Source organism: Hymenobacter sp. BT18, from assembly GCF_012273015.1.
Lineage (GTDB): Bacteria > Bacteroidota > Bacteroidia > Cytophagales > Hymenobacteraceae > Hymenobacter > Hymenobacter lutimineralis.
Map to the genome: position 1 here is coordinate 4,216,438 of NZ_CP050954.1, position 24,827 is coordinate 4,241,264.

At 59.8% G+C, this 24,827-nt stretch carries 21 protein-coding genes; 15 read left to right on the plus strand and 6 right to left on the minus strand.

The window, feature by feature from the left end; genetic code table 11:
* Positions 1-99: 99 nt before the first annotated feature.
* The 14 genes from HER32_RS18080 to HER32_RS18145 all read left to right on the plus strand — a co-directional run bounded on the left by HER32_RS18080 (position 100) and on the right by HER32_RS18145 (position 15,231).
* The gene (locus HER32_RS18080; RefSeq protein ID WP_149070539.1) at positions 100-663 is read left to right on the plus strand and encodes a hypothetical protein; all 564 of its coding nucleotides are present in this window, start codon (positions 100-102) and stop codon (positions 661-663) included.
* Positions 664-724: 61 nt separating this feature from the next.
* A complete protein-coding gene (locus HER32_RS18085) occupies positions 725-2,107 on the plus strand; it encodes an alpha/beta hydrolase-fold protein (protein ID WP_168682894.1) in 1,383 nt (460 codons plus the stop codon).
* 279 nt (positions 2,108-2,386) lie between these two features.
* Positions 2,387-3,802 carry an anthranilate synthase component I family protein gene (locus HER32_RS18090; RefSeq protein ID WP_149070541.1) on the plus strand — a complete coding sequence of 472 codons (1,416 nt, stop codon included), beginning with the start codon at positions 2,387-2,389 and terminating at the stop codon, positions 3,800-3,802.
* Between the two features lie 132 nt (positions 3,803-3,934).
* Positions 3,935-4,501 carry an anthranilate synthase component II gene (locus HER32_RS18095; protein ID WP_149070542.1) on the plus strand — a complete coding sequence of 189 codons (567 nt, stop codon included), beginning with the start codon at positions 3,935-3,937 and terminating at the stop codon, positions 4,499-4,501.
* A gap of 169 nt (positions 4,502-4,670) precedes the next feature.
* Positions 4,671-5,663, plus strand: coding sequence for an anthranilate phosphoribosyltransferase (gene trpD / locus HER32_RS18100; protein ID WP_168682895.1), 993 nt, complete (start codon positions 4,671-4,673; stop codon positions 5,661-5,663).
* A 144-nt stretch (positions 5,664-5,807) separates the two neighbouring features.
* The gene (trpC, locus tag HER32_RS18105; RefSeq protein ID WP_168682896.1) at positions 5,808-6,620 is read left to right on the plus strand and encodes an indole-3-glycerol phosphate synthase TrpC; all 813 of its coding nucleotides are present in this window, start codon (positions 5,808-5,810) and stop codon (positions 6,618-6,620) included.
* 227 nt (positions 6,621-6,847) lie between these two features.
* Complete coding sequence (locus HER32_RS18110; protein WP_168682897.1) at positions 6,848-7,474, plus strand: phosphoribosylanthranilate isomerase; 627 nt, start codon at positions 6,848-6,850, stop codon at positions 7,472-7,474.
* A 53-nt stretch (positions 7,475-7,527) separates the two neighbouring features.
* Positions 7,528-8,436, plus strand: a complete 909-nt coding sequence (locus HER32_RS18115) for an ABC transporter substrate-binding protein (RefSeq protein ID WP_168682898.1) — start codon at positions 7,528-7,530, stop codon at positions 8,434-8,436.
* Between the two features lie 84 nt (positions 8,437-8,520).
* Entirely contained in the window at positions 8,521-9,717 is a 1,197-nt protein-coding gene (gene trpB / locus HER32_RS18120) for a tryptophan synthase subunit beta (protein ID WP_149070547.1), read from the plus strand.
* A gap of 139 nt (positions 9,718-9,856) precedes the next feature.
* Positions 9,857-10,636, plus strand: a complete 780-nt coding sequence (trpA, locus tag HER32_RS18125; RefSeq protein WP_168682899.1) for a tryptophan synthase subunit alpha — start codon at positions 9,857-9,859, stop codon at positions 10,634-10,636.
* Positions 10,637-10,799: 163 nt separating this feature from the next.
* Positions 10,800-11,813, plus strand: coding sequence for a 3-deoxy-7-phosphoheptulonate synthase (gene aroF, locus HER32_RS18130; RefSeq protein WP_168682900.1), 1,014 nt, complete (start codon positions 10,800-10,802; stop codon positions 11,811-11,813).
* A gap of 224 nt (positions 11,814-12,037) precedes the next feature.
* Positions 12,038-13,378, plus strand: coding sequence for a helix-turn-helix domain-containing protein (locus HER32_RS18135; RefSeq protein ID WP_168682901.1), 1,341 nt, complete (start codon positions 12,038-12,040; stop codon positions 13,376-13,378).
* 329 nt (positions 13,379-13,707) lie between these two features.
* Positions 13,708-14,094 (plus strand): hypothetical protein, encoded by a 387-nt coding sequence (locus HER32_RS18140; protein ID WP_149070551.1) that lies wholly within the window; start codon positions 13,708-13,710, stop codon positions 14,092-14,094.
* Positions 14,095-14,496: 402 nt separating this feature from the next.
* Positions 14,497-15,231 (plus strand): phenylalanine 4-monooxygenase, encoded by a 735-nt coding sequence (locus HER32_RS18145; RefSeq protein ID WP_232066302.1) that lies wholly within the window; start codon positions 14,497-14,499, stop codon positions 15,229-15,231.
* A gap of 67 nt (positions 15,232-15,298) precedes the next feature.
* Here the strand turns inward: HER32_RS18145 and HER32_RS18150 are convergent, their stop codons facing one another.
* The 6 genes from HER32_RS18150 to HER32_RS18175 all read right to left on the minus strand — a co-directional run bounded on the left by HER32_RS18150 (position 15,299) and on the right by HER32_RS18175 (position 21,135).
* Entirely contained in the window at positions 15,299-15,769 is a 471-nt protein-coding gene (locus HER32_RS18150; RefSeq protein ID WP_168682902.1) for a DUF962 domain-containing protein, read from the minus strand.
* A 130-nt stretch (positions 15,770-15,899) separates the two neighbouring features.
* Positions 15,900-16,757, minus strand: a complete 858-nt coding sequence (locus tag HER32_RS18155; RefSeq protein ID WP_149070554.1) for a dienelactone hydrolase family protein — start codon at positions 16,755-16,757, stop codon at positions 15,900-15,902.
* 71 nt (positions 16,758-16,828) lie between these two features.
* On the minus strand, positions 16,829-18,187 hold the full coding sequence (locus HER32_RS18160) for an ABC1 kinase family protein (protein ID WP_232066303.1): 1,359 nt from the start codon (positions 18,185-18,187) through the stop codon (positions 16,829-16,831).
* 107 nt (positions 18,188-18,294) lie between these two features.
* Entirely contained in the window at positions 18,295-18,963 is a 669-nt protein-coding gene (locus tag HER32_RS18165; protein ID WP_168682904.1) for a TetR family transcriptional regulator C-terminal domain-containing protein, read from the minus strand.
* Between the two features lie 35 nt (positions 18,964-18,998).
* Complete coding sequence (locus HER32_RS18170; RefSeq protein WP_168682905.1) at positions 18,999-20,306, minus strand: cryptochrome/photolyase family protein; 1,308 nt, start codon at positions 20,304-20,306, stop codon at positions 18,999-19,001.
* Between the two features lie 115 nt (positions 20,307-20,421).
* A complete protein-coding gene (locus tag HER32_RS18175; protein ID WP_168682906.1) occupies positions 20,422-21,135 on the minus strand; it encodes an SDR family NAD(P)-dependent oxidoreductase in 714 nt (237 codons plus the stop codon).
* A gap of 202 nt (positions 21,136-21,337) precedes the next feature.
* Here HER32_RS18175 and HER32_RS18180 point away from each other — a divergent pair, with 202 nt between their 5' ends.
* A complete protein-coding gene (locus HER32_RS18180; RefSeq protein ID WP_149070559.1) occupies positions 21,338-24,784 on the plus strand; it encodes a pyruvate carboxylase in 3,447 nt (1,148 codons plus the stop codon).
* The last annotated feature ends 43 nt before the right edge of the window (positions 24,785-24,827 follow it).

Sequence of the window (24,827 nt, forward strand, 5' to 3'; positions counted from 1 at the left end):
TCCGCGCCTGGAAGCTTCAAGAGGCAAATATTGCTGGAATGATAGTGTGAGCCCGCCTATACTATGTGTTCCGCTTTACTTTATCTAGCTTTACCTTCTATGAAACGCCTATTGCTTGCTTCTGTTATCGTAATGGAATTGTTGCTGGGGGCGGTGCGGGCCGGCGGCCGACCCGCACCCCGGTTAAAAGCCATTGAAATACCCGACCCAGTGCTGGTATTTTACCGGGAAAAGCCGCCGGGCACCGCTGCGCAGCAGTTGATCATGAACAGCTCTGAGCTGCCACTGCTGGCAAAACTTTCCTTCCTGGAACTGGTACAGCGTCCCAATATCTACTTCGATGGTATCGGTAACCGGGAACTGCCCGGTAAAAATAAGGAGGCAACCCGACTGCGGTTAGTGGGAACGTATGCGCTGGCCACGGGAAAGCCTTTACTGGCCCCCGACGGCCGGAGCCGCTACGTGCCGTTGCGGCAACCTAAGCAGCGCAAATTCTACGTGTGCTGGGACAATGCCAACCAGTTTCGGACCCTGACGGCCGGTATGGGTTTCACCACCAAAGTTGATTTTCAGGCCGATGTGCTGCCCGCGGTAGACTCGGTACGGGCGTTGTACGTATTGCGCGCCGTGCCCCCATCCCAGCAGGGTGCAGCCATCCGCTAATGTCTTGAGCGCACAGCCTTTTCCTTCAATGCGACTATTCCTTTCCACAGCAGCTTGGTTGATGGTGCTGACTGCACAGGCGCAGACTACGCTTAAAATCACCAGCGTACCCGCATCTACGCCCGCTGCCGATGCTATTTACGTGGCTGGTACCTTCAACAACTGGAACCCTGGCGATGCAGCGTACCAGCTAGCCAAAAACTTAGATGGAACGTATGAACTGACCCTGCCCGCCACCGTAACCGGGGCGCTGGCGTTCAAGTTTACGCGTGGCTCCTGGGATAAAACCGAAACCAATGCCCAAAATGGAGATATTAGCAACCGAACCTACACGGTCACAGGTAGCCCGGTAACGGTGGCACTAACCGTAGCCAACTGGAAAGACTTAGGTGGCGGGTCCAGCGGCTGTGTGAGCACGGCCCTTAAGCCCAACGTGCAGGTGATGAGTGCCAGTTTTGCCATCCCCCAGTTAGGCCGTACCCGCCGCGTCTGGATTTACCTGCCCACAGATTACGCCACTTCCGCGCGTCGCTACCCGGTGCTGTACTTGCACGATGGACAGAATGTGTTCGATAAATGCACCAGCTTTTCGGGCGAGTGGGGCGTAGACGAGGCCCTGCGCCAGCTGCAGCAAAGCGGCCAGGACCCGACCGGTACCATTGTGGTGGCCGTGGATAATGGCGGCAGTTCCCGCTTAGACGAATACTCGCCGTGGAAAAATGCGCAGTACGGCGGCGGAGAAGGGGAGAAGTACGTGGACTTTCTCGTACAAACCCTGAAGCCCTACATCGATGGCCAGTACCGGACGCTGACGGGGCGGGAGTATACGGGTATTGCCGGCAGCAGCATGGGTGGGCTGATTTCCGTGTACGCGGCCTTAAAGTACCAAGAGGTGTTCAGCAAGGTAGGCGTGTTTTCTCCGGCTTTCTGGTTTGCCAAAGAACCGCTGTTTGATTTCGTCAAAACGGCCGGCCATCACCAGCCCATTCGGTTTTACTTTGTAGCCGGCACCAAAGAGAGTGAAACCATGGTGCCATACATGGCGGAAATGCGGGATGCTCTGCAAGCGCAGGGCTTTCCGGCTGCTGATATGAGCTACCACGCAATGGAAGATGGCCAGCACGCCGAGTGGTTCTGGCAGCGGGAGTTTCCATCGGCCTTTCAATGGCTGTTTTCGTCTGCTGTAACTAGTACCCGCAAGTCCCACGTGGCCCTGGCGTTTAGTGCTTATCCCAGCCCGGCCCGCGAACGGCTTAGCCTGCAATTACCCGCAGAGGTGAAGGAAGCCAAAATAGAAATTATCGATACTGCGGGCCGTTCGGTACTGAAAGCGAAAGTGCGCGGAAGTACACCGATTGATGTAAGTAGCATAGCGCGAGGATATTATATCTTGCGGGTTAAGGCCGGAAATACCAGTGGCCGCCAAGCCTTTTTCAAAGAGTAGGGTCAGCAATACTACTTAAACTGTTTTTTGCCCCGGCTCTAAATTGCCTTGCACAATTCAATCCGCTTATTACCTTTGCAGCACATCGTTTCTCAACAATGACTTCTTTCTCAGCGCAGCAAGCTTGGTGGTGGCCCTACGGAAATTCCGGACGGGACTCCCTGTGCGTGCGTTAGAGCAACCTTCAACGTATCGACTCAACAGAAAGCCCGGCCGTCCGCCGGGCTTTTTTTGTGCCCTGCCGCCTCCCTTCTCCCTCTTCCATCACCTCGTTCCTGTATGCACACTTTTCAGCTTCACACGCGCTACCTCCGGGTGCTGGCCGATACCGTAACGCCTGTGGGCCTCTACCTGCGCCTGCGTGACCGGTACGACAATTGCCTGCTGCTGGAAAGCTCCGACTACCACGGCCAGCAGAACGCGTTCAGCTACCTGGCCTTCGACCCGCTGGCCCGCTTTGAGCTGCGCGGCCGGGAGCTAACCCTCACGCTGCCCGACGACACCACCGAAACCGAGCTGCTCGACTCGCCCCGCGCGGCTCTGGCCCGCCTGCAGGCCTTTGCGGCCAGCTTCCAGACCGAGGATACCGGCCACGACTTCATCACGGGCGGGCTATTCGGGTACCTGGGCTACGAGGCAGTGCAGGCCTTCGAGGACCTCACGCTCAACCCCGACAAGCAGCCTGCCGGCCAGATTCCGGACATCCTGTACGGCACCTACCGCTACGTCATTGCCATCAACCACTTCCGCAACGAGCTGTACGTGTTCGAGCACACGCTGCAGGGCCAGGAGGTGGACGAGGACGGGCTGACCAAGCTGGTGAACCTGATCCGCAACCCTTCGTTGCCCGATTTCAAGTTCCGGACGGAAGGGGAGGAGCGCACCAACCAGACCGACGAGGAGTTCCTCAAGGTGCTGGCCCAGGGCCAGCAGCACTGCCTGCGGGGCGACGTGTTTCAGATTGTGCTGTCGCGCCGGTTTCAGCAGGGCTTTTCGGGCGACGAGTTTAACGTGTACCGGGCGCTGCGTTCCATCAATCCCTCGCCTTACCTGTTCTACTTCGATTACGGTTCCTTCAAGATTTTCGGGTCGTCGCCGGAGGCGCAGGTGCGCATCCAGGGCCGCGAGGCCAGCCTGTTCCCGATTGCGGGCACCTTCCGCCGCACCGGCCACGATGCCGAGGATGCCGCCCTGGCCCAGAAGCTGGCCGACGACCCCAAGGAAAACGCCGAGCACGTGATGCTGGTGGACCTGGCCCGCAACGACCTGGCCCGCCACGGCGACAACGTGCGGGTGAAAACCTTCCGCGAAATCCAGTTTTACTCGCACGTGATTCACTTGGTGAGCGAGGTGAATGCTACCCTGGCCGCCGGCACCAACTCCCTGCAGGTGGTGGCCGATACTTTCCCGGCCGGCACGCTCTCGGGCGCCCCCAAGCACCGCGCCATGCAGCTCATTGATGGCCTGGAACCAACCGCCCGCGGCTACTACGGCGGTGCCATCGGCCACTTGGGCTTCAACGGCGACTTCAACCATGCCATCATGATTCGCTCGTTTCTGAGCACCGCCGACCAGCTCTACTTCCAGGCCGGGGCCGGGGTGGTGGCGGCTTCCGACATCAACTCCGAACTCAACGAAGTGCATCACAAGCTGGCCGCCCTGCGCAAGGCGCTGCAGGCTGCAGAAGCCATTTAAGTAGTGGGTAATGGGTATTGAGTAGTGAGACAGATGCGCATAATCCGGCTTGCTCGCCGGTGCCTCGCCCGGCCTCCCTCAATACACCACAAAGAACCTAACTACTCACTACTTAGTACTCTCTACTGAACCATGAACATTCTCGTTCTCGACAACTACGACTCCTTTACCTACAACCTCGTGCAGGTGCTGCGGGAGCTGGGGCATACCAGCAACGTAACCGTGATTCGCAACGACAAGCTGGCCGTGGACGACGTGGCCGCCTACGACGCGGTGCTGCTGTCGCCCGGTCCCGGCGTGCCGTCGGAAGCGGGCCTGATGCCCGAAATCATCCGCCGCTACGCACCTTCCAAGCGCATCCTGGGCGTGTGCCTGGGCCACCAGGGCTTGGCCGAGAGTTTTGGTGGGGAGCTATACAACTTGCCCCAGGTGCTGCACGGTCTGGCTACCGACGCCCACCTCACTGCCCCCGACAAGCTGTTCGAGGGCCTGCCCGATACCTTTAAAGTAGGCCGCTACCACAGCTGGAGCGTGCGCCCCGAGAGCGTGCCCGCCGAGCTGGAAGTCACCGCCCTCGACGCCGACGGTCAGGTGCTGGCCTTCCGCCACCGACAGTATGATGTGCGCGGCGTGCAGTTCCACCCCGAGTCCATCCTTACCGAACACGGCCACCAGATGCTGCGCAACTGGCTGAGTTAAAGTAGAACGTCATGCTGAGCGGAGTCGAAGCATCTCTACCTCTGACTAATAAACTGGCATTATAACGAAGCGGTAGAGATGCTTCGACTCCGCCTCCGGCTCCGCTCAGCATGACGGGCAAACATCCATCAGCGAAATCCTTTTAATCCGCATACTCTGCGATTCAATTGTGAAACAGATTCTGAATAAACTATTCGACCAGCAGCTGCTGACTCACCCCGAGGCGCTGGAAGCCATGCTGCGCATTGGGCAGGGCGAAGCCAACGCGGCGGAAATGGCGGCCTTCATGAGCGTGTACCGGATGCGCCCCATTTCGGTGCCGGAGCTGGCGGGCTTCCGCGAGGCCCTGCTGAGCCTCAGTCGCGACCCGGAGCTGGGCACCCGCGACACGGTGGACATTGTGGGCACCGGCGGCGACGGCAAAGACACGCTCAACATCAGTACGCTGGCCTGTTTTGTGGTGGCCGGGGCCGGCTACAAGGTCACCAAGCACGGCAACATTGGGGTGTCGTCGGTGTGCGGGTCGTCGGATGTGCTGCAGCAGCTGGGCGTGGAGTTTGGGGTGGGTAACGACGTGCTGCAGCGGCAGCTGGAGCGGGCGGGCATCTGCTTTCTGCACGCCCCGGCCTTCCATCCGGCCATGCGCCATGCCGGGCCGGTGCGCCGGGAGCTGGGCGTGCGCACGTTCTTCAACATTCTGGGCCCGCTGGTGAACCCCGCGCGGCCGAAGTTTCAGGTGGCAGGCACCTTCAGCCTGGAGCTGCTGCGCCTCTACCACTACCTGCTCCAGCAAACCGACACCCGCTACGCCGTGGTGCACGCCCTGGATGGCTACGACGAACTCTCGCTGACGGCCGCCGCCAAGCTGGCTACGCCCGAGGGCGAGCGGGTGGTATCGGCCGCCGACCTGGGCCTGACCCTGAACCAACCCGAGGAACTGGCCGGTGGCCGCACCGCCGCCGAATCGGCCGCCATCTTTGTGGATGTGCTGGAAGGCCGCGCCACCCGCGCCCAGCGCGACGTGGTAACGGCCAACGCGGCCCTAGCCATCGGCTGCCTGGAACCCGCCTTCAGCTTCGCCGATAGCCTGGCCGCCGCCCGCGAGTCGCTGGATTCCGGCCGCGCCCGCCAGGCGCTGCGGGAGCTGGTGGCGGCTATCTAAGCTCAACTAGTAGGTCCTGTCATCCTGAGCGGAGCGAAGGACCTTATCAAACCAGAACGACCCTTGTTGTTATGCTTCGTGCTGACTGCACAAGGTCCTTCGCTCCGCTCAGGATGACACACGTAACCAAGAGTACCCAACACCATGACCATTCTCGATACCATCATTGCCCATAAGCGCCAGGAAGTAGCCACCCGCCAGAGCCTGGTGCCGGTGAAACTGCTGGAGCAAAGCTTCTACATGCCGGCCCAGCCGCTAAGCCTGCGCCGCTACCTGCTGCGCGACGATTTGAGCGGCATCATTGCCGAATTCAAGCGCAAATCACCCAGCAAGGGCATCATCAACGCCCACGCGCCGGTGGAGCGTACCACGCTGGGCTACATGCAGGCCGGGGCCTCAGCGCTGTCGGTGCTGACGGATACGGAGTTTTTCGGCGGCAAGAACGAGGACCTGACCACGGCCCGGCGCTTCAATTTCTGCCCCATCCTGCGCAAGGATTTTGTGGTGGACGAGTACCAGATCATTGAAGCCAAGAGCCTCGGGGCCGACGCCGTGCTGCTGATTGCGGCCGTGCTCAGCGGCGAGGAAGTGCTGCGCCTGGGCCGCCTGGCCAAGAGCCTGGGCCTGGAAGTGCTGCTTGAAATCCACAACGCCGAGGAGCTCGACAAAACCCTGCACCCCGACGCCGTGAGCCTGGTAGGCGTGAACAACCGCAACCTGCACGACTTCTCCATGAGCCTCGACACGTCCGGCGAGCTGGCCCAGCGCATCCCCGACGAGTACGTGAAGGTGACCGAAAGCGGCCTGAGTACCGCCGCCGACATCGAAGCCCTGCGCGCCGTGGGCTACCGCGGCTTCCTGATGGGCGAAACCTTCATGCGCCACTCCCGCCCCGAAAAAGCCTGCGCCGCCCTGGTGCAGCAGCTCCGCGTCACCGAGGCGGTAACGTTGCTGTAAGGCCAGAACGAAGAAATAGAACGTCATTCCGAGCGAAGGCGCAGCCGAAGCCGAGGAATCTCGCCAGAGGGTAATCAATAGTACTACAACATCAGCACGCGAGATGCTTCGACTGCGGCTGCGCCTTCGCTCAGCATGACGTTTCATTCAGCATGACGTTTCATTCAGCATGACGTTTCATTCAGCGTAACGAATTACACTCCCTCATGCCCACCAACCCCCACCACATGCCTCACCTTAAAGTCTGCGGGATGGCCGATGCCGACAGCCTGCGGGCGGTAGCGGCGCTGCAGCCCGATTTTCTGGGGTTCATCTTCTACCCTGCGTCGAAGCGGTACGTGGGGGAGCGGCTGCCGGCGGCAGCGGTGCGGGCGTTGCCGGCCGCCATCCGCAAGGTAGGCGTGTTCGTGGACGACGACGCGGCCACGATGCTGGCGCGGGTGCGGGAGTTTGATTTGCAACTGGCCCAGCTCCACGGCCACGAAACGCCCGAAACCTGCGCCGCGGTGCGGACTGGCGGCGTACCGGTGGTGAAGGCCTTTGCAGTGGGTGAGGGGTTCGACTTTGCGAAGCTCCAGCCCTACATGGGCTGCGTGGACTATTTCCTCTTCGACACGGCCGGTCCCCAGCCCGGCGGCAACGGCACTGCCTTCGACTGGACGCTGCTGCAAGATTACAACCTGCCGGTGCTCTATTTCCTGGCCGGCGGCATCGGGCCGGAGCATGCAGCGGCGCTGCGCAACCTTCGGCTGCCCGGCCTGTTTGCTCTGGACCTGAACAGCCGCTTCGAAACCACACCGGGCACCAAGGATGCCGACCGGCTGGACGCCTTTTTTCAGGAGCTGAAAGCATAACAAGCCAGCATCATACACAGGCAGATTCCGCTAACGACGGATACAAGAAAGCTATGAGCGAAATAAAAATTGCGCTGGACTGGACGGTGAATACCAACCACACGGGCTTTGTGGTGGCCCAGGAGTTGGGCTGGTACGCGCAGCACGGGCTGCAGGTGGAACTGCTGACCCCGGAGGCCGACAACTACGCCCTGACTCCGGCCAAGAAGGTAGAGCTGGGTCAGGCCGACTTTGCGCTTTGCCCGCTGGAAAGCATCATCAGCTACCGCACCAAGGGCCGGCCGTTCGATGCCATAGCCGTGGCCGCCCTGCTGACGGAAGACCTGAGCAGCATCGTGACGCTGAAGCGACCAGATATTCAGTCGCCCAAAGACTTGGCCGGCAAGATCTACGCCTCGTATCAGGCTCGCTACGAGGATCAGATAGTGGCGAAGCTGCTGGAAAACGACGGTGCTACCGGCCCGCTGACCATCACCTACCCCGAGAAGCTGGGCATCTGGAACACGTTGCTGCAGCAGCAGGCCGATGCCACTTGGATTTTCGATAACTGGGAAGGCGTGCAGGCCCGGCAGCAGGGCGTGGAGCTGACCAGCTTCCGCCTGGCCGATTATGGCATTCCGTACGGTTACTCCCCCGTCATCATGGCGTCAGAAAAGCGGGTGCTGGAAAACGGGGAGGCCTACCGGAAGTTTCTGCAGGTATCCGGGCAGGGCTTCCTGCATGCCAAAGACCACCCGGAGGAGGCGGTGGCGCTGCTGGAAAAGGTAGTGCCCGCCGCCGACCGCAACCCCGGTTTCCTGCTCGAAAGTCAGCAGTACACGGCCGAACACTACGGCAATGGACCTGGCTGGGGCCACATAAGCCCCGCCAGGGTACAGCGCTACCTGGACTGGCTGGCCGAGCATGGCCTGGAAACCCAGAAGCTGCCGCTGTCGGAAGTCATGACCAACGACCTGTTATAAGAACCCTTTTTTGCGTCTGATTTCGCGGGGTAATCCACTGCGAGACCCTGCGCCATCCACCCCGAGACCCTGCGAGAAACCATCATGAAACCAACCTACCAACAACCCACGGAGCGCGGCTACTACGGCCAGTTTGGGGGCGCGTTCATTCCCGAAATGCTTTACCCCAACGTGGAGGAGCTGCGCCAGCAGTACCTGAGCATCATGGCCGAGCCGGAGTTCCAGCAGGAATACCAGCAGCTCCTGCGCGACTATGTGGGTCGGCCCACGCCGCTGTTCGAGGCCAAGCGGCTGTCGGCCAAGTACAACACCCGCATCTACCTCAAGCGCGAGGACCTCTGCCACACCGGCGCCCACAAGGTGAACAACACCGTGGGGCAGATTCTGCTGGCTAAGCGCTTGGGCAAAACGCGCATCATTGCCGAAACCGGCGCCGGTCAGCACGGCGTGGCTACGGCTACGGTGTGCGCCCTGATGGGTATGGAGTGCATTGTGTATATGGGCGAAGTGGACATGGAGCGGCAGAAGCCCAACGTGTACCGCATGCGCCTGCTGGGGGCCGAGGTGCGGGCGGCCATGAGTGGCAGCCGCACCCTCAAAGATGCCACCAACGAGGCCATCCGCGACTGGATCAGCAACCCCGTGGATACGCATTACATCATCGGCTCGGTGGTGGGTCCGCACCCGTACCCCGACTTGGTGGCGCGCTTGCAGGCCGTTATCAGCGAGGAAATGCGCAAGCAGCTGCTGGAGAAAACCGGCTCCGAGCTGCCCCAGTACGTGGTAGCCTGCGTGGGCGGCGGCTCCAACGCGGCCGGCGCATTCTACCACTTCCTAGAAGAGCCCTCGGTACAGCTGGTGGCCGTGGAAGCCGCCGGGCACGGCGTGCACTCGGGCCACTCGGCCGCCACCTCGGTGCTGGGTACGCCAGGCATCATCCACGGCAGTCGTACGCTGCTGATGCAGGACGAGGACGGCCAGATTACCGAGCCGTACTCCATTTCGGCGGGCCTCGATTACCCCGGTATCGGGCCGCTGCACGCCTTCCTGGCCGATTCTAAGCGCGCCCGCTTCATCAGCATCGAGGATGAAGACGCCCTGAAAGCCGTGGCCGAATGCAGCCGCCTCGAAGGCATCATCCCCGCCCTGGAAACCGCCCACGCCATTGCCGCCCTCGGCCAGCTCGGCGCCGGCCCCGACGATGTGGTGGTCATCAACCTCTCCGGCCGCGGCGACAAGGACCTGGAAACCTACATCAAGTACGCTGACGCTATTATGTAATGCCAAACCATCTGTCATCCTGAGCGAGGACGAAGGACCTTACCACGCGTGAACAAGTCGTTTACAAGTAATCTAGGCGTGATAAGGTCCTTCGTCCTCGCTTGATGCGCGACATGCTCAGGATGACAGGGCCGCTGATATGAACCGAATCAAAGACGCCTTCGCCAAAAAGCAGAAAAACCTGCTGAACATGTACTTCACGGCCGGCTACCCGCGCCTGCACGACACCGTACCGCTGATTAAAGCCCTGAGTGAGGCCGGGGCCGACCTCATCGAAATCGGAATGCCGTTTTCGGATCCGCTGGCCGATGGGCCGGTAATTCAGGCCAGCAGCACGGTGGCTCTGGCCAACGGCATGAACCTGCGGGTGCTGTTCGAGCAGCTGCAAGGCATCCGTCAGGAAGTGCCCGAGACGCCGATTCTGCTGATGGGCTACCTCAACCCGGTGATGCAGTTCGGGGTGGATAACTTCTGCCGTGAAGCCGCCGCCGCCGGGGCCGACGGTATCATCCTGCCCGACCTGCCCCTCGACGATTACGTGGCCGAGTACCAGGACATCTTCCGCCGCCACAACCTGCGGCCGGTGTTCCTCATCACCCCACAAACCGCCCCGGAGCGCATCCGCCGCATCGACGAGCTGACTGATTCGTTCCTATACCTCGTGTCGGGCCCCGGTACCACGGGCGGGGCCAACACCCAGGCCGAGGGCGTGCAGGAAGCCTATTTCCAGCGCATCGAGGCCATGAACCTGCGCAACCCCCGCCTCATCGGCTTCGGCATCGGCGACAAAGCCTCGTTCCAGAATGCCTGCCAGTACGCCGAGGGCGCCATCATCGGCTCCGCGTTGATTCGCGCCCTGGACGGCGTGGACGACGCCCCGGCCGCGGCTAAGCGGTTTGTTTCTTCGGTGCTTTCCTAAGTACCATAAAAAAGACCGTCATGCTGAGCGCAGCGGAGCGGAGTCGAAGCATCTCGCGTGCTGACATTGTAGTAGTAATAGCAACGATTCGAGCGAGATGCTTCGACTACGGCTGCACCTTCGCTCAGCATGACGTGCTGATATTTTTCTCTCCCCCCAGAACATGATTATCCAACTCGACCCCCATATCACCGCCGCCAACAAAGCTGCCATTGAAGCCCGCATTCAGGAGCTGAAATATAAGGCCACGGAGGTGAAAACCCAGCGCGCCCACTACCTGGTGGCCATCGGCAAGGCCGATGTGGATTTGCGCACCATTGGTCAATTGCCCGGCATCTTGGACATCCACCGCGTGTCGGACGATTACAAGCTGGTGAGCCGCAAGTGGCGTGTGCGCCCCACGGTGCTCGACCTCGGCGACGGGGTGCGCATCGGGGAAGGCTCGCTCACGCTGGCCGCCGGCCCGTGCAGCATCGAGAGCGAGAAGCAGATGGAATTGATCATGCAGCACCTGGTGGACAACGACGTGCGCATCATGCGCGGGGGCGTGTTCAAGCCCCGTTCGTCGCCGTACGCCTTTCGCGGCCTGGGCATGGAAGGCCTGAAGGATTTCCACCGCATGGCCCGGGAGCGGGGCATCAAGATTGTGACGGAGGTCATGCAGGTGTCGCAGGTAGAGGAGATGCACGACTACGTGGACGTGTTCCAGGTAGGCGCCCGCAACACCCAGAACTTCAACCTGCTCGACGCCCTGGGCGGTGTGGATAAGCCCGTGATGATTAAGCGCGGCATTTCCGGCACCATCGAGGAGCTGCTGTCGTCGGCCGAGTACGTGTTTTCGGGCGGCAACGAGAAGCTGATTCTCTGCGAGCGAGGCATCCGCACCTTCGAAACCGCCTCGCGCAACACGCTCGATCTGAACGCGGTGCCCATCCTGAAGGAGAAAACTCACCTGCCCGTCATCGTGGACCCCTCGCACGGCATCGGCATCCGCGAGTACGTGCCCACCATGGCCCTGGCCGGCGTCATGGCCGGTGCCGACGGCATCATCTACGAAGCCCACGAGAAGCCCGAAGAAGCCGCCTCCGATGGTGCCCAGACCCTGAATTTTGCCGAGTCGGAGCGCCTGATCCGCAACCTGCGCAAAGTGTACGCCCTGCGCCAGGAGCTGGAGTAGGAGCGTGACGTTCTATTCGGTTTCGGATGCAATTCAGAACGATGTAGAGACGCGACACTTCGCGTCTCGTCGTTGAACGACCCGGCACCACTCCAATCAAAACAACATCAGCAACGACGAGACTCCAACTATTGTGTCTCTGCATCACACAACCCGCCCCGGCCCATGGAAGCCAGGGCGGGTTTTTATATAGCGGAAGTCCGATCTACTGTTACCTTGCCGGTATGTTCTTCGGCTTCAACCTGTACAGCGGCTTGCTGCTGCCGTTTTTCCTGCAAGGCATCATTGTGGCGGTGGTGCTATGGGCCCGGCGCCGGCGCGAGGATATGGCGGCCGACGGCTGGCTGGCTTTGCTGCTGCTGCTGTTTGCCCTGCGGCTGGCCCAGTGGATGCTGGGCTTTGCCGGCTGGTACGACTCGCACGACGGACGCACGACGTTTATGTTCTACTGGCCGTTCAGCAACTGGCTGGCGGTGGGGCCGGCGCTGTACTTCTACTTCCGCAACCTCACCAACCAGGAGTTCCGGCTGCAGCGGCGGCACTGGTGGCACTTCGCGCCCGCGCTGGCGGTGCTGGCGTGGCGGCTACTGGTGTTCGGCTACGATATCGGCTGGTGGCATGGTCTGCGGGGAGAACTGCTGCCGGAGCACTTTGGCACCAAAGGCCCTTTGGCTGCTTGGGCTGACTGGCAACCGCTGTACTATGTGCTGGATGCGTTGGGCTACCTCTCGGTGCTGACTTACGCGGTACACACCCTGCGGGCCTACCGCGCCTACGCCCACTACCTCAACGACAACTTCTCCGATACCGAGCAGCTTCGGTTTCGGTGGCTGCGCAACGTGTTGGTAGCCGTGGTAGTGGGTACCGGCGTCACGCTGATCTTCGGCCTGGTTAACCTTTTCATTACGCCCCTCAATTACGTGCAAAGCTGGTACGACTACCTGTTCACCGGCCTGCTGATCTATTACCTCAGCATCTCGGGGCTCCTGACAGGCTACCGCCTGGGTGCCCTGCGCTTCCAGCTGCCAACGGCCACTGATACTCCGGGGCCGGCTGAGTTGCTATCAATTACTACAACGGAAGTAGCTTACGCTGCCGGATCTGCTGCCACGGGCGCCTTGGGTCCGGTATCAGGTCTGGCTGAAACTACCGATCCGGCCAATGCAGCGGTGGTGGCCACTGCGCCATTGAAAACCCAAACAACAGCCGCCACCGCACCCGATGCGGAGCTGGCCCGCTGGACTACCCGGCTGCTGAACCATATGCAGACAGCCCGGCCCTATCTGGAGCCTGAGCTGACGCTGGGTGAGCTGGCCACCCAGCTGCGCACCAACACATCCTGGCTTTCTCGGGTCATCAACACCGGTTGCGGCCAGAACTTCAACGACTTCGTGAACGAGTACCGGGTGCGGGAAGCCGAGCGCCGCCTCCGCGACCCGCAGTTCCGGCAGTATACCTTGCTGGCTCTGGCGTTGGCGGCCGGTTTCAACTCCAAGTCCACGTTCAACCGCGTCTTCAAAAAGCTCCGCGGCCAGACGCCCAGCGAAGCCGCCCGGCAGCTGTAGAAAGGCATCCTTGCGTCTCGTCGTTGAACGACTGGGCCTGCATCAACAGGAACGATGTAGAGACGCGGCATTTCGCGAAGCTGTTCAAGAAGTAGGCCTAACGAAATTTCTTTGTCATCCTGAACAGCTACCGGGCTCTGCATTGAACGATTCGGCATCATGCATGGCAAGCAACCGCAGCAACGATGCGGCCCGATGGGTTTCCTCTCTGCAGCGGCCTGGTGCCAATCTATAAGTTGAGGTGTCCCAGACTGTAAAATGGAGCGTATGGGCGCTGACTGGGCGTTTCCTTTGGAGCATCGTTTCACTTCAACCTCCAACTAACTGCCATGCGTATTTTCCTGCCTTTCCGTCCGGTCGTCATTGCCACTTGCGCAGCCGTGTTTCTCCTCGTTACGGCTTGCTGGGCGGGGATTACCTCCAATCTGCTTATTGAGCCGGGTAAGCAGTTTGCGCTGGGCGGCGGGCAGTTGGGTGCCTTCAGAGTAGTAGCTCATAATGTGGGGAAGGTGCCGGTTGAAATCAAGGAGCGCCCCCGGGGCGGTGGTAACTTCGGTAAAACTACTTTGGCTCCTGGGGCCCGGGGCACACTGCGGTTTATGGCCGGCTCCACAGCGCTGCTGCTAAATCCATCTGCTCAGCAGGCTCGTCTCGACCTTAAAATCACAGGCGACACTCGATTGAGCATGACCTATGAGGCCAATGGTAAGCAATAAGCTATGCTTACGCATTCCTTGCATCGAATCGTCAATATAAGTGGAGGCAATTTTGTAAATAGGCTATGAAAATAAAGGGGGGTGTTGAGAAAATTATTGTCTTTTCTTTGTGTTTTACCTTGGGCTAGAGGGGGGATTTGGGTAATGATGGTACGGACTAGGATTTTGGCCATGAAAAATAAACTAGGGTGCTGAATAGTTTATTCCGGAAGTCTTCTATATTTGCATCATCATGCTAATCCTAACCGCGAAATGCAATGTGGCCATTAATCGTCCTGTCCAGGGCGAGGTCGGGCGCTTTTGCGGGTATGAATGGTAGAACACAGCATGCTTCTTCTACTCTGAAATCCACTTAAGAGCCCGCCTCCCGCAAGGAGCCGGGCTTTTTTAATGCCACGTGTTATGCTTGAGCAGCGTTACGACCAGTACACCACGCAAGATCAGCTGGTATGGAAAGTGTTGTTTGACCGCCAGACCGCATTGTTGCACAAGCGGGCCTGCTCGGCGTTTGGCCAGGGTTTGGCAGGCGTAGGCTTTCACCGAAATGCTATTCCAAGGTTCGAGGAAGTAAGCCAGCGGCTGTACAAAGCCACTGGCTGGCAGCTGGAGCCGGCAAAGGGCATGCTCAACGATGCGGACTTTTTTGGGTTGCTGGCCCAGCGTAAGTTTCCGGCCACCGTCTGGATCCGCAGCATGCAGCAGTTCGACTTCATTGAGGAGCCCGATCTGTTCCACGGCGTGTTCGGGCACGTGCCCCTGCTTATGGATCAGGCCTTTGCCGATTTCCTGCACTTCCTGGGCCAGGTGGCTGCCCAGCACCTGAACGATGCCGTGGCCCTGGCGCGCCTGGAGCGGCTCTATGGCTTCACGGTGCAGTTTGGGCTGGTGGAGGAATACGGCCAGACCCGTATGTACGGGGCGGGTCTGCTGTCTTCCTCGGGCGAAATTCACCATTGCCTCGGCGACGTAACGCGCCGCTTCCCCTTCGATCTGGCCACCGTGCTGCACACGCCCTACAGCGAAGCGCACCTCCAAGACCAGTACTTCGTGCTCAATAGCTGGGACCAACTCACCGAAAGCGTAGCCGAATTGGCTGCCTTGCTCTCGAGTGGCTGGGAACTGCAGCCGGTGGAGTAGTAGGCTGGGAAAGTTGAAAGATTAGCTGCCTGGCAGAAGCTACTAATTTGGTTATGGGCTGTTCTGGCTAATACGACCAGCCCAGGCGGCGGTACACGAAATGTAGTAGCCACAGCGGACCGATAAGCAGAAACTGCAGGTCTTTCAGAAAGCTGGGTTTCTTACCTTCCACCTTGTGCCCCCAAAATTGGCCTACCCAGGCCAACACGAAGATAAGCAGGCACACGACCCAAAGGGGGAGAGGAACACCGGCTTCTACCACTCGCAGGATTAGCGCCATAACCGCCCACACCAGCACCATGCCTACCGCCAGAGGCACCGATAGGCGCAGGTAGTAGCCCACAGCCAGCACCATTACTACCGTAGCCCAGTTCAGCCAGGGGCTAATGGCGCGCACCCCCTCCGGCACCGGCACCGACCACAGCAGGCCAAGAATGGAAAACATAATGAGTGGAACGCACACCCAGTGCACCAGCTTGTTGGTGGGGTTTTGGTGACTTTCGCCGTATTCGGCAAGAAGGGCAGGTAAGGCAGACATAAGCAGAGCGTAGGAGTGGGAGAGAAGAAAGCTACGGGGTTTGCTGGCTGTATCCAAATGATAAAGCCCACAAAAAAGCCCTTCCTTAAGCAGGAAGGGCTTTTTTGTGGGCGCAGAAGCGAATGGGGCTTTAGCCTTTCAACTTCAGAGCCTTCCGGAGGTAGGCCAGGGAAAGGGCATGGGCATCTTCCGCAAACTGACGGTTGTACTTCGGGTTCGATGGATTGGCAAACGCGTGCTCGGCATCGTAAAACTTCACCGTAAGCTTCTTCTTGGCAGCGGCCATATCCTTGGTGAATTGGGCAACCACCTCTGGCGTAATGGATTTATCCTGCTGGGCAAAAATGCCGAGTACGTCGGTATTGAGGGTTTTCAGGCGGGCAACGTCTTTCTCCGGCATGCCATAATACATAATGGTACCCACAGCTTTGGGCCCGGCCAACAGCGCCGTCTGCAGACTCCAGCCGCCACCAAAGCACCAACCCAAAGTGGCAATCTGCGCATTGTTGCCTACATGCAGCATAGCCCCCTTAATAATTGCTTCGGCGCGCTCTGTAGTTACGCCCTGCATGAGCTTGGCTGCTTCTTCGGCGGAGGTGGCCACCTGCCCATCGTATAAGTCCAGGGCAATAACGTTCACGCCTTTCAGCTCATTGGCGTAGCGGAACGACTCCTTTTTGATGTAATCGTTCAGGCCCCACCACTCGTGCAGTACAAACAGGTACTTGTCGGAGCGTACGTTGCTTTTGATTTCAAAACCACGGGCACTTTTGCCATCGGCCGTGCTGAATTCAATCATCTCACCTGGCCCTTCATACTGGTACGGGGTGGGGTCTTCGTGGCCCCGTACAAATTCTTCGTTGGTAGCCAGCATTGCAAATACTTCCGTAGCCTTGCCCGGCTTGGCACAGCAACTGGCCGGGCTCTGGGCACGGGCCAGGGAGAAAGTGGCAAACAGCGCCACGCACAGGATAACAAGCTTTTTCATGACGGTAGGGAAGGTTATAGAGCGTTGAGGAGGCAAACAAACGAAAAAGCCGCGAATCAACCCTCCTCCGGCTAGAATGCGGCCTTGCTTGGCGCACCTGTCTGGATAGAAGCGCGCAGCTCCGTGAGCAGGGCATAGAGCCCCACGTAGGTACGATTAAGGTAGATAAAATGCTCGGAGCCGCGGGGCTCACGCTGCTGGCGCAACTCGGGCTGCTGCATGAGGTCGTCGCCGAGGGCGTAGAGGCTTTGCATGTAGGCCGGGTCGCCAAAGTCGAAGGTGGGCTGGCGAAACGGGCGGCCCACGAGTTCCAGCGAGGCCTGCATGGTGCGCACGTAAAACTCCCGGCGGGCAGGGGTATCTTCGGCGCGCAGCACGCCGGCTTCTTCCAGCAACGCTGCCAGTTGGGTAGGGTTGGCCAGCGTTTCGGGCGTCAGCAGGGCGGTGAACAGGCGGTGTACCTCGGCTGGAATTTCCTTGACGCAGCCAAAATCTAGCACCCCCACCGTACCGCCGTTGGTAGCACTGAGCAGGAAGTTGCCCGGGTGCGGGTCGGCGTGTACCTGACGCAGCTCATTGAGCTGGAACATGTAGAAGTCCCACAGGGCCTGCCCCAACTGGTTACGTACTTCCTGGCTGGGATTGGTAGCCAGAAACTCCTTGAGGTGCTGACCCGGCAGCCAGTCCATCGTCAGGATACGGGCCGCCGAAAGTTCGGGGTAGTAGTGGGCAAACTGCAGGTGAGCGAGGCCGGCGCAAGCCTGAGCAATGTGCTGGCCACGCCGCAACTCCAGGGCGTAGTCGGTTTCTTCGAGCAGGCGGGTTTCTACCTCCTGCATATACGGCCGCACGGTGGCTTCGTCGAGGCCCAGCACGCGCAAAGCAATAGGCTTTACCAGCCGGATATCGGAGCGGATGCTGTCGGCTACGCCGGGGTACTGCACTTTCACGGCTAGCTCGCGGCCGTCTTTACGGGCGAAATGCACCTGCCCGATGCTGGCGGCTTGCCGGGCTTCAATGTCGAACTCGTCGAATACCTCAAACGGCGACTTGCCAAATGCCTCCCGGAAGGTTTTCACCACCAGCGGCCCGGAAAGGGGCGGGGTTTGGTATTGGGCCTGGGCAAACTGATCGGCGTAAGCGGTGGGCAGCAGGTTCTTTTCCATGGCCAGCATCTGGGCCACCTTCAGTACGGAGCCCTTCATTTCGCTGAGCGTGCCGTAGAGCTCGGCCGCGTTGGCGGCGTGCAGGTCGGCGGTAGGACTCTCGGCTCCTACGGCCCGCTTGGCGTAATGCTTCACGTAGTTGGCACCTACGTTGAGGCCGGTTTTGGCGAAGCGCGCCGCCCGGGCCACTTTGGTGGTGGGCAGAGAAGTAAGTGGCTTGGGGGTATCGTCCATGGGAATAGCTAAGAAATCGAAAACGGTCATGCGGCGCTTCGAAAAGCACCCTTACTGCTCTGTTGTATTACCTCAACAACGAAGCGGTAGAGATGCTTCGACAAGCTCAGCATGACCGTTTAAAGAAATTAAGAACCTTACCGACGCACTAGGAACCGCACGAAGTCGGCGGCCGAATCCAGGGTGTTGCGGCCTACTAGGTCGAAACTCAGCGTCACGGCTTTTTCGATGGCTGCATCGGTGCGCTCAAAGTTCACGGTGTCGTCTTTGGCAAAGAAGCCGAGCACAAACAACTGCTGCTGCCAGAAGAAGCGCGGGTAACTTTGCTGCACTAGTTGGCGGTTGGCTACTTCTTCATTGCGGCGGCCTTCGCGCAGCAGATCCTCTACAAAGGCCTCAAAATCCTGTCGGAAATCGTCCAGTACGCGGGGCGTGATGCCGGGCATTTTGGAGAGGGAGCGACGCAGGCTTTGCAGAGCATAGCTGCGGTTGCGCTTGAGAATCTCAATCAGGGTATAGTAGAAAGCCAGGAGCTTTTCGCGGGCCCCGTACTGTTCCCACACGGGCTCGTGGGCAGCCGTGGCGCGGGCCTCGCGGCCGAAGTCAGCCCAGATTTCCCGGTCGATGGCGTCGAAGTTGGCGTAGCTGGCGTAGAATTCCTGCTCGGGCAGGCCTAGTTTCTGCGTCAGTTTAAACACGGAAAGCGGCGGCTGGCCTTTGCGCAGCACGTAGTCGAGGTAAGCCTGCTTGATGCGGGCTTTGGGCGAAGCGGCCGTTGCGGCGGCCGGAGTGGGTTGCTGTTCCATAGGTTGATAACCACGGCAAGGGCCGTAAAGTTGTGCTATTGATGCCCGTCGCGGGAGGCGCGAAAAGCCGCCAGGGCCCGGTCGCGGGTGCTGGGGTGCTCTACAATGGGCCTGGGGTAGCGCGAGGTGCCAAACTCAGGTACCCACTGCTGCACGTAGGCATGCTGCTTATCGAACTTGGTTAGCTGCGAATCAGGGCTGAAGATGCGAAACCAAGGCTGCGAGTCGGCGCCGGTGCCGGCCACCCACTGCCAGTTGCCCACGTTGGACGCCATTTCGTAGTCGAGCAGCTTGGCGGCGAAGTAGGCCTCGCCCCATTTCCAATCGATGAGCAGGTTTTTGACCAGAAAGCTAGCCGTGGCCATGCGCACGCGGTTGTGCATAAAGCCGGTGGCATTCAGCTGGCGCATGCCCGCATCGATGAGCGGGTAGCCGGTGCGCCCTTCGCACCAGGCCTGAAACTCGGCTTCGTTGTTGCGCCACTGAATGTTACGCAGCTTGGGGTCGTAGCTTTCGTGGGCGGTGTAGGGGAAGTGCCAGAGCAGCTGCATGAAGAAGTCGCGCCAGATCAGCTCACTCAGCCAGATTTCGGCCTTGGCTTCAAGTGCCCGCTGCACCAGCTGGCGGATGCTGATGGTGCCGAAGCGCAGGTGCAAACCCAGGCGGCTGGTGGAGTCGCGGGCGGGCAGGTCGCGGGTATCGGCGTACTGCTCCAGGGTGCGGAAGGCCAGCTGCCGGCCCGGAATGGGCTCCTCACTCCGCTCAAAGCCCATGTCGGCCAGAGTGGGTCGGGAGCCGGCTGGTACGCAGGCGAGCTTGCGCAGGTAATCGGCGGAAGGGTGGGGGCGGTAGTCGGCTTCAGTGAGGCGGGCCAGCCACGCGCGCTTATAAGGACCGTAAATCTTGTAGGGTTGGTCGGTTTTGGTCTGCACCTCGTCTTTCTCGAAGATTACCTGGTCCTTATAGGTGTGCAGCGGCACATTGTGCTGGGCCAGCAGCTTGGTCACGGCCTGGTCGCGGGTAGCGGCGTAGGGCTCGTAGTCGTGGTTGGTGTACACGGCGGCTACGTCCAGCTCCGTAAGCAACTCAGTAAATACCTCTTCCGGCCGACCATATCGCACCAGCAGCGTGCCGCCAGCGGCCTGCGCTTCTTCGGCAAGCCGTTGTACCTCATCGTAGATGAACCCAACGCGGGCATCCTGACGGTTTTCCAGTTTCTCCAGGATTTCGGGGTCGAAGATGAACAACGGTACCACCGGCAATTCGGCTTGCAGAGCCGCCGCGAGGCCGGCGTTGTCTTCAAAACGAAGGTCGCGACGGTGCCAGAATAAAGCTACTTTCATTATGATGGAAAAGTGAGATAGTGAGAATTGAGAAGTGAGACGATATTCAATTCCTCTTTGTCGAGGTTGAACATCGTCTCGCTTCTCAATTCTCATCCTCTCAGGTCTAAAAAAGCTACTTCAACCGGCCCATACCACCGTCCACCGGCAGTACCTGGCCGGTGATGAAGGAGCCGTGGTCAGAGAGCAGGAAGGAGGCCATGTAGGCCAGGTCTTCGGGCTCCCCAATGCGCTGCAGGGGGTGGCGCTTGGCGCTGGCTTCGGCTTTTTCGGGCGTGTTGAGCAGGGCAGCGGCCAGAGGAGTATTGGTGAGCGACGGGGCCACGGCATTCACCCGCACGCCGCTGGCGGCATACTCGGCGGCCAGAGCACGGGTGAGGCCCTCCACGGCGGCTTTGGAAGTAGCAATGCTGGCGTGGAAAGCCATGCCCGTATCGGCGGCTACCGTGCTAAACAGCACCACCGACGCGCCGCCCGCCTTCTTCAGCCGCTTCATGCTGGCCTGCAGCACTTGCACCGCGCCCAACACGTTCAGCTCAAAATCACCGCGGAAATCTTCCACCGGAATCCGCTCGAAGGGCCGGAGCTTGATGTTGCCGGGGCAGTACACCACGCCGTGCAGGACCTCGGGCAGAGCATCGAGGGCCGAACCCAGGGGCTGGGTCACGTCGAGAGAAAAGAAGGTAGTATTAAGCTCGGCCAGCTCGGCCGACTGGTGGCGGGAGGCGGTGTACAGGCTGGCGCCCAGGCCGTGCAGCAGCCGGGCCGTAGCCAACCCAATGCCTGAGGAAGCGCCCACGATGAGAATGTTCTTGTCAGTGAATTGCATGGTAGAAATTGTAGGAAGCAGGAAAGCGTGTTTTGCTAACCTGGACAGGTACGTTTGGTTTCGCAGATTTTACTTATTCAAGATCAAACAGGAAGCAGTTGATTGCGAAATTCTGCTCTTTAGCAAAAATTCGCTGCTGCTTACCGCTTCATTCAGTAGCTTGCAGTCCGCTTTCACCCTTACCTAAACACCGCTTTCCAAGATGAATATCCGCAAACTGCTGGTCGCCAATCGGGGCGAAATTGCCATTCGGGTCCTACGTGCAGCAACGGAGCTTGGCATTCCTACGGTCGCCATCTACACCTACGAGGACCGGTACTCCCTGCACCGCTACAAAGCCGATGAGGCGTACCAAGTCGGGCGCGATGATGAGCCGTTGAAACCGTATCTGGACATCGAGGGTCTTATCCGCACGGCCAAGGAAAATGGTGTTAATGCCATTCACCCGGGCTACGGCTTTCTAAGCGAAAATGCCACGCTGGCCCGGCGCTGCCGCGAGGAAGGAATCATCTTTATCGGGCCCCGCCCCGAAGTAATGGAAGCCCTCGGCGACAAAGTAGCCGCCAAGCGCGTGGCCGTTGAGTGCCAGGTGCCTATTATCGAAAGCAGCCAGCAGGACCTCACCAGCTTCGACGTGGCCCTGGAAGAGGCGCACCGCATTGGCTACCCCGTAATGCTGAAGGCCGCTTCCGGCGGGGGCGGCCGGGGCATGCGCGTCATCCGCGACGACGACCAGCTGGAAAAAGGGTTTTTTGAGGCCCGCAACGAGGCCCTCAAAGCCTTCGGCGACGATACCGTGTTCCTCGAAAAGTTTGTGGAACAGCCCAAGCACATTGAGGTTCAGCTGGTAGCCGACAACTATGGCGGCCTGATGCACCTTTACGAGCGGGACTGCTCGGTGCAGCGGCGGTACCAGAAAGTGGTAGAGGTAGCGCCTTCCCTGAACCTGCCCGACCACATGCGTCACTTGCTGTATGAGTACGCGCTGCGCCTGGGCCGGGCCGTGAACTACAACAACGTGGGCACGGTGGAATTCCTGGTAAACCCCGAGCAGGACCGGATTTACTTTATCGAGGTGAACCCGCGCATTCAGGTGGAGCACACCGTCACGGAGATGATTACGGGCGTCGACCTGATCAAAACCCAGCTCTACATTGCGGCCGGCTACCGACTTTCGGACCCCGAAATTGGGCTGGGAACGGATGCCAAGCCCCTGAAAACGGGCTACGCCATCCAGTGCCGCATCACTACTGAGGACCCTGAGCAGGATTTCAAGCCCGACTACGGCACCATTACCGCTTACCGCTCGGCCGGGGGCTTCGGCATCCGCCTCGATCAGGGTTCCGTGTACACCGGCGTGAAGGTGTCACCCTTCTTCGATTCGCTGCTGGTGAAGGTGTCAGCCCACGCGCCTACACTGGCCAGCGCGGCCCAGAAAATGGCGCGTACCCTGGATGAGTTCCGGGTACGTGGAGTGAGTACCAACATCCAGTTTCTGCAAAATATCATTGCCCACCCGGTGTTCATGGCCGGCGAGGCCAACGTGGACTTCATCAAAGACCACCAGGAGCTGTTCAAGTTCAAGACCCGGCAGGACCGCGCTACCAAGGTGCTGAGCTTTCTCGGCAACGTGATTGTGAACGGCAACCCCGATGTGAAGGGCCTGGTGGACCCCAAGCGGGAGCTGCGCAAGCCGCACCTGCCCGAGTGTGGCCCGGGCCCCGCGCAGCCGGGCACTAAGGACAAGCTCACGGAGCTGGGCCCTGAGAAATTTGCCCAGTGGCTGCGGGCCGAAAAGCAGATTCACTACACCGATACGACCCTGCGCGACGCCCACCAGAGCCTGCTGGCCACGCGCATGCGCACCTACGATATGCTGAAAGTGGCGGAGCGCTACGCCATTCAGCACCCCCAAACCTTCTCCCTGGAGTGCTGGGGCGGCGCTACTTTCGACGTGGCCCTGCGCTTTTTGCACGAGGACCCCTGGGAGCGGTTGGCCAAGCTGCGCAAGGCTGTGCCCAACATCCTGCTGCAGATGCTGATCCGTGGCGCCAACGGCGTAGGTTACAAGGCGTATCCGGACAACCTTACGGAGCGGTTTGTGCAGCAGGCCGCCGAAACCGGCATCGACGTCTTCCGCATCTTCGACTCCCTGAACTGGATGCCGGGCATGGAAGCCTGCATTGGGTTTGTGCGCAACAAAACCGACCGGTTAGCCGAAGCCAGCATCTGCTACACCGGCGACATTCTCGACCCCCGGCGCAACAAGAAGTACAACCTGGAATACTACCTGCGCCTGGCCCGGCAGATTGAGGACGCCGGCGCGCACATTCTGTGTATCAAGGACATGGCCGGTCTGCTGAAGCCGTACGCGGCTACCGAGCTGATTACAGCTCTGCGCGACACGGTACAGCTGCCTATTCACCTGCACACCCACGATACGTCCTCCCTGCAGCCGGCCACTTACTTAAAGGCCGTAGAAGCTGGGGTAGATGTAATCGATGTGGCTATGGGCTCCCTCTCGGGGTTGACCTCGCAACCCAACTTCAACTCCGTGGTAGAAATGCTGCGCGGGCAGGAGCGGCACCGGGAGTTCGACCAACAGTCGCTCAATGAATTCTCTAACTACTGGGAAACTGTGCGCGAGTACTATTACCCGTTTGAGTCGGGTCTGAAGGCCGGCACCTCGGAGGTATTCCAGCACGAAATTCCGGGCGGGCAGTACTCCAACCTTCGACCCCAGGCCTCGGCCCTAGGCTTGCTGGATAAGTTTGAAACGGTGAAAACCACCTTTGCCGACGTAAACCAGCTTTTCGGCGACATCGTGAAGGTAACGCCCTCGTCGAAAGTAGTGGGGGATATGGCCCTGTTCCTGGTGTCGAACAACCTCACTACCCAGGATGTACTGGAGAAAGGCGCTACGCTCAACTTCCCGGAGTCGGTGCGGGAGCTGTTCCGCGGCGACATTGGCCAACCCGAAGGCGGGTGGCCACGGGATGTGCAGCAGGTGATTCTCAAGGAGGAAACACCCTTTACCGACCGTCCCAATGAGCACCTTGCGCCCATCGACTTTGACGCTGAGTGGCAGCGTTTCGAGAAGAAGTTTGGGCAGCGCGGTAAGTTCACGGATGTATTGTCCTGGCTGCTGTACCCAAAGGTATTTGAGCAATACTGGGCCCACGTGCAGCAGTACGGTGAGGTGTCGGTCGTGCCTACACCGGTGTTTTACTATGGCCTGCAGCCCGGCGATGAAACCATTATCGACATTGCCCGGGGCAAAAGCATTATTGTGGGCCTGCAAAGCATTGGCCCGGTCAACGAAGACGGCTGCCGCACGATTTTCTTTACCCTCAACGGCCAGACCCGCAACCTCGAAATCCGGGATACCAGCGTAGAGGTAAAGCGCATTCAAAACCCGAAAGCCGACAAAGCCAATCCCCGCCAGGTGGGCGCTCCGCTGCAGGGCATGCTGTCGAGGGTGCTGGTGGAGAAAGGCCAGGCGGTGCGCAAAAACACCCCGCTCTTCATCATCGAGGCCATGAAGATGGAAACTACTATTACGGCCACCCAGGATAGCACCGTACAAGCCGTGAACCTAACGGAAGGTGCGCTGGTTAACGCTGATGATCTGGTACTCACGCTTGCCTAAGCGCCGAAGTGCGTAAATTGGGCAACGCATTTACGCTTAGTCA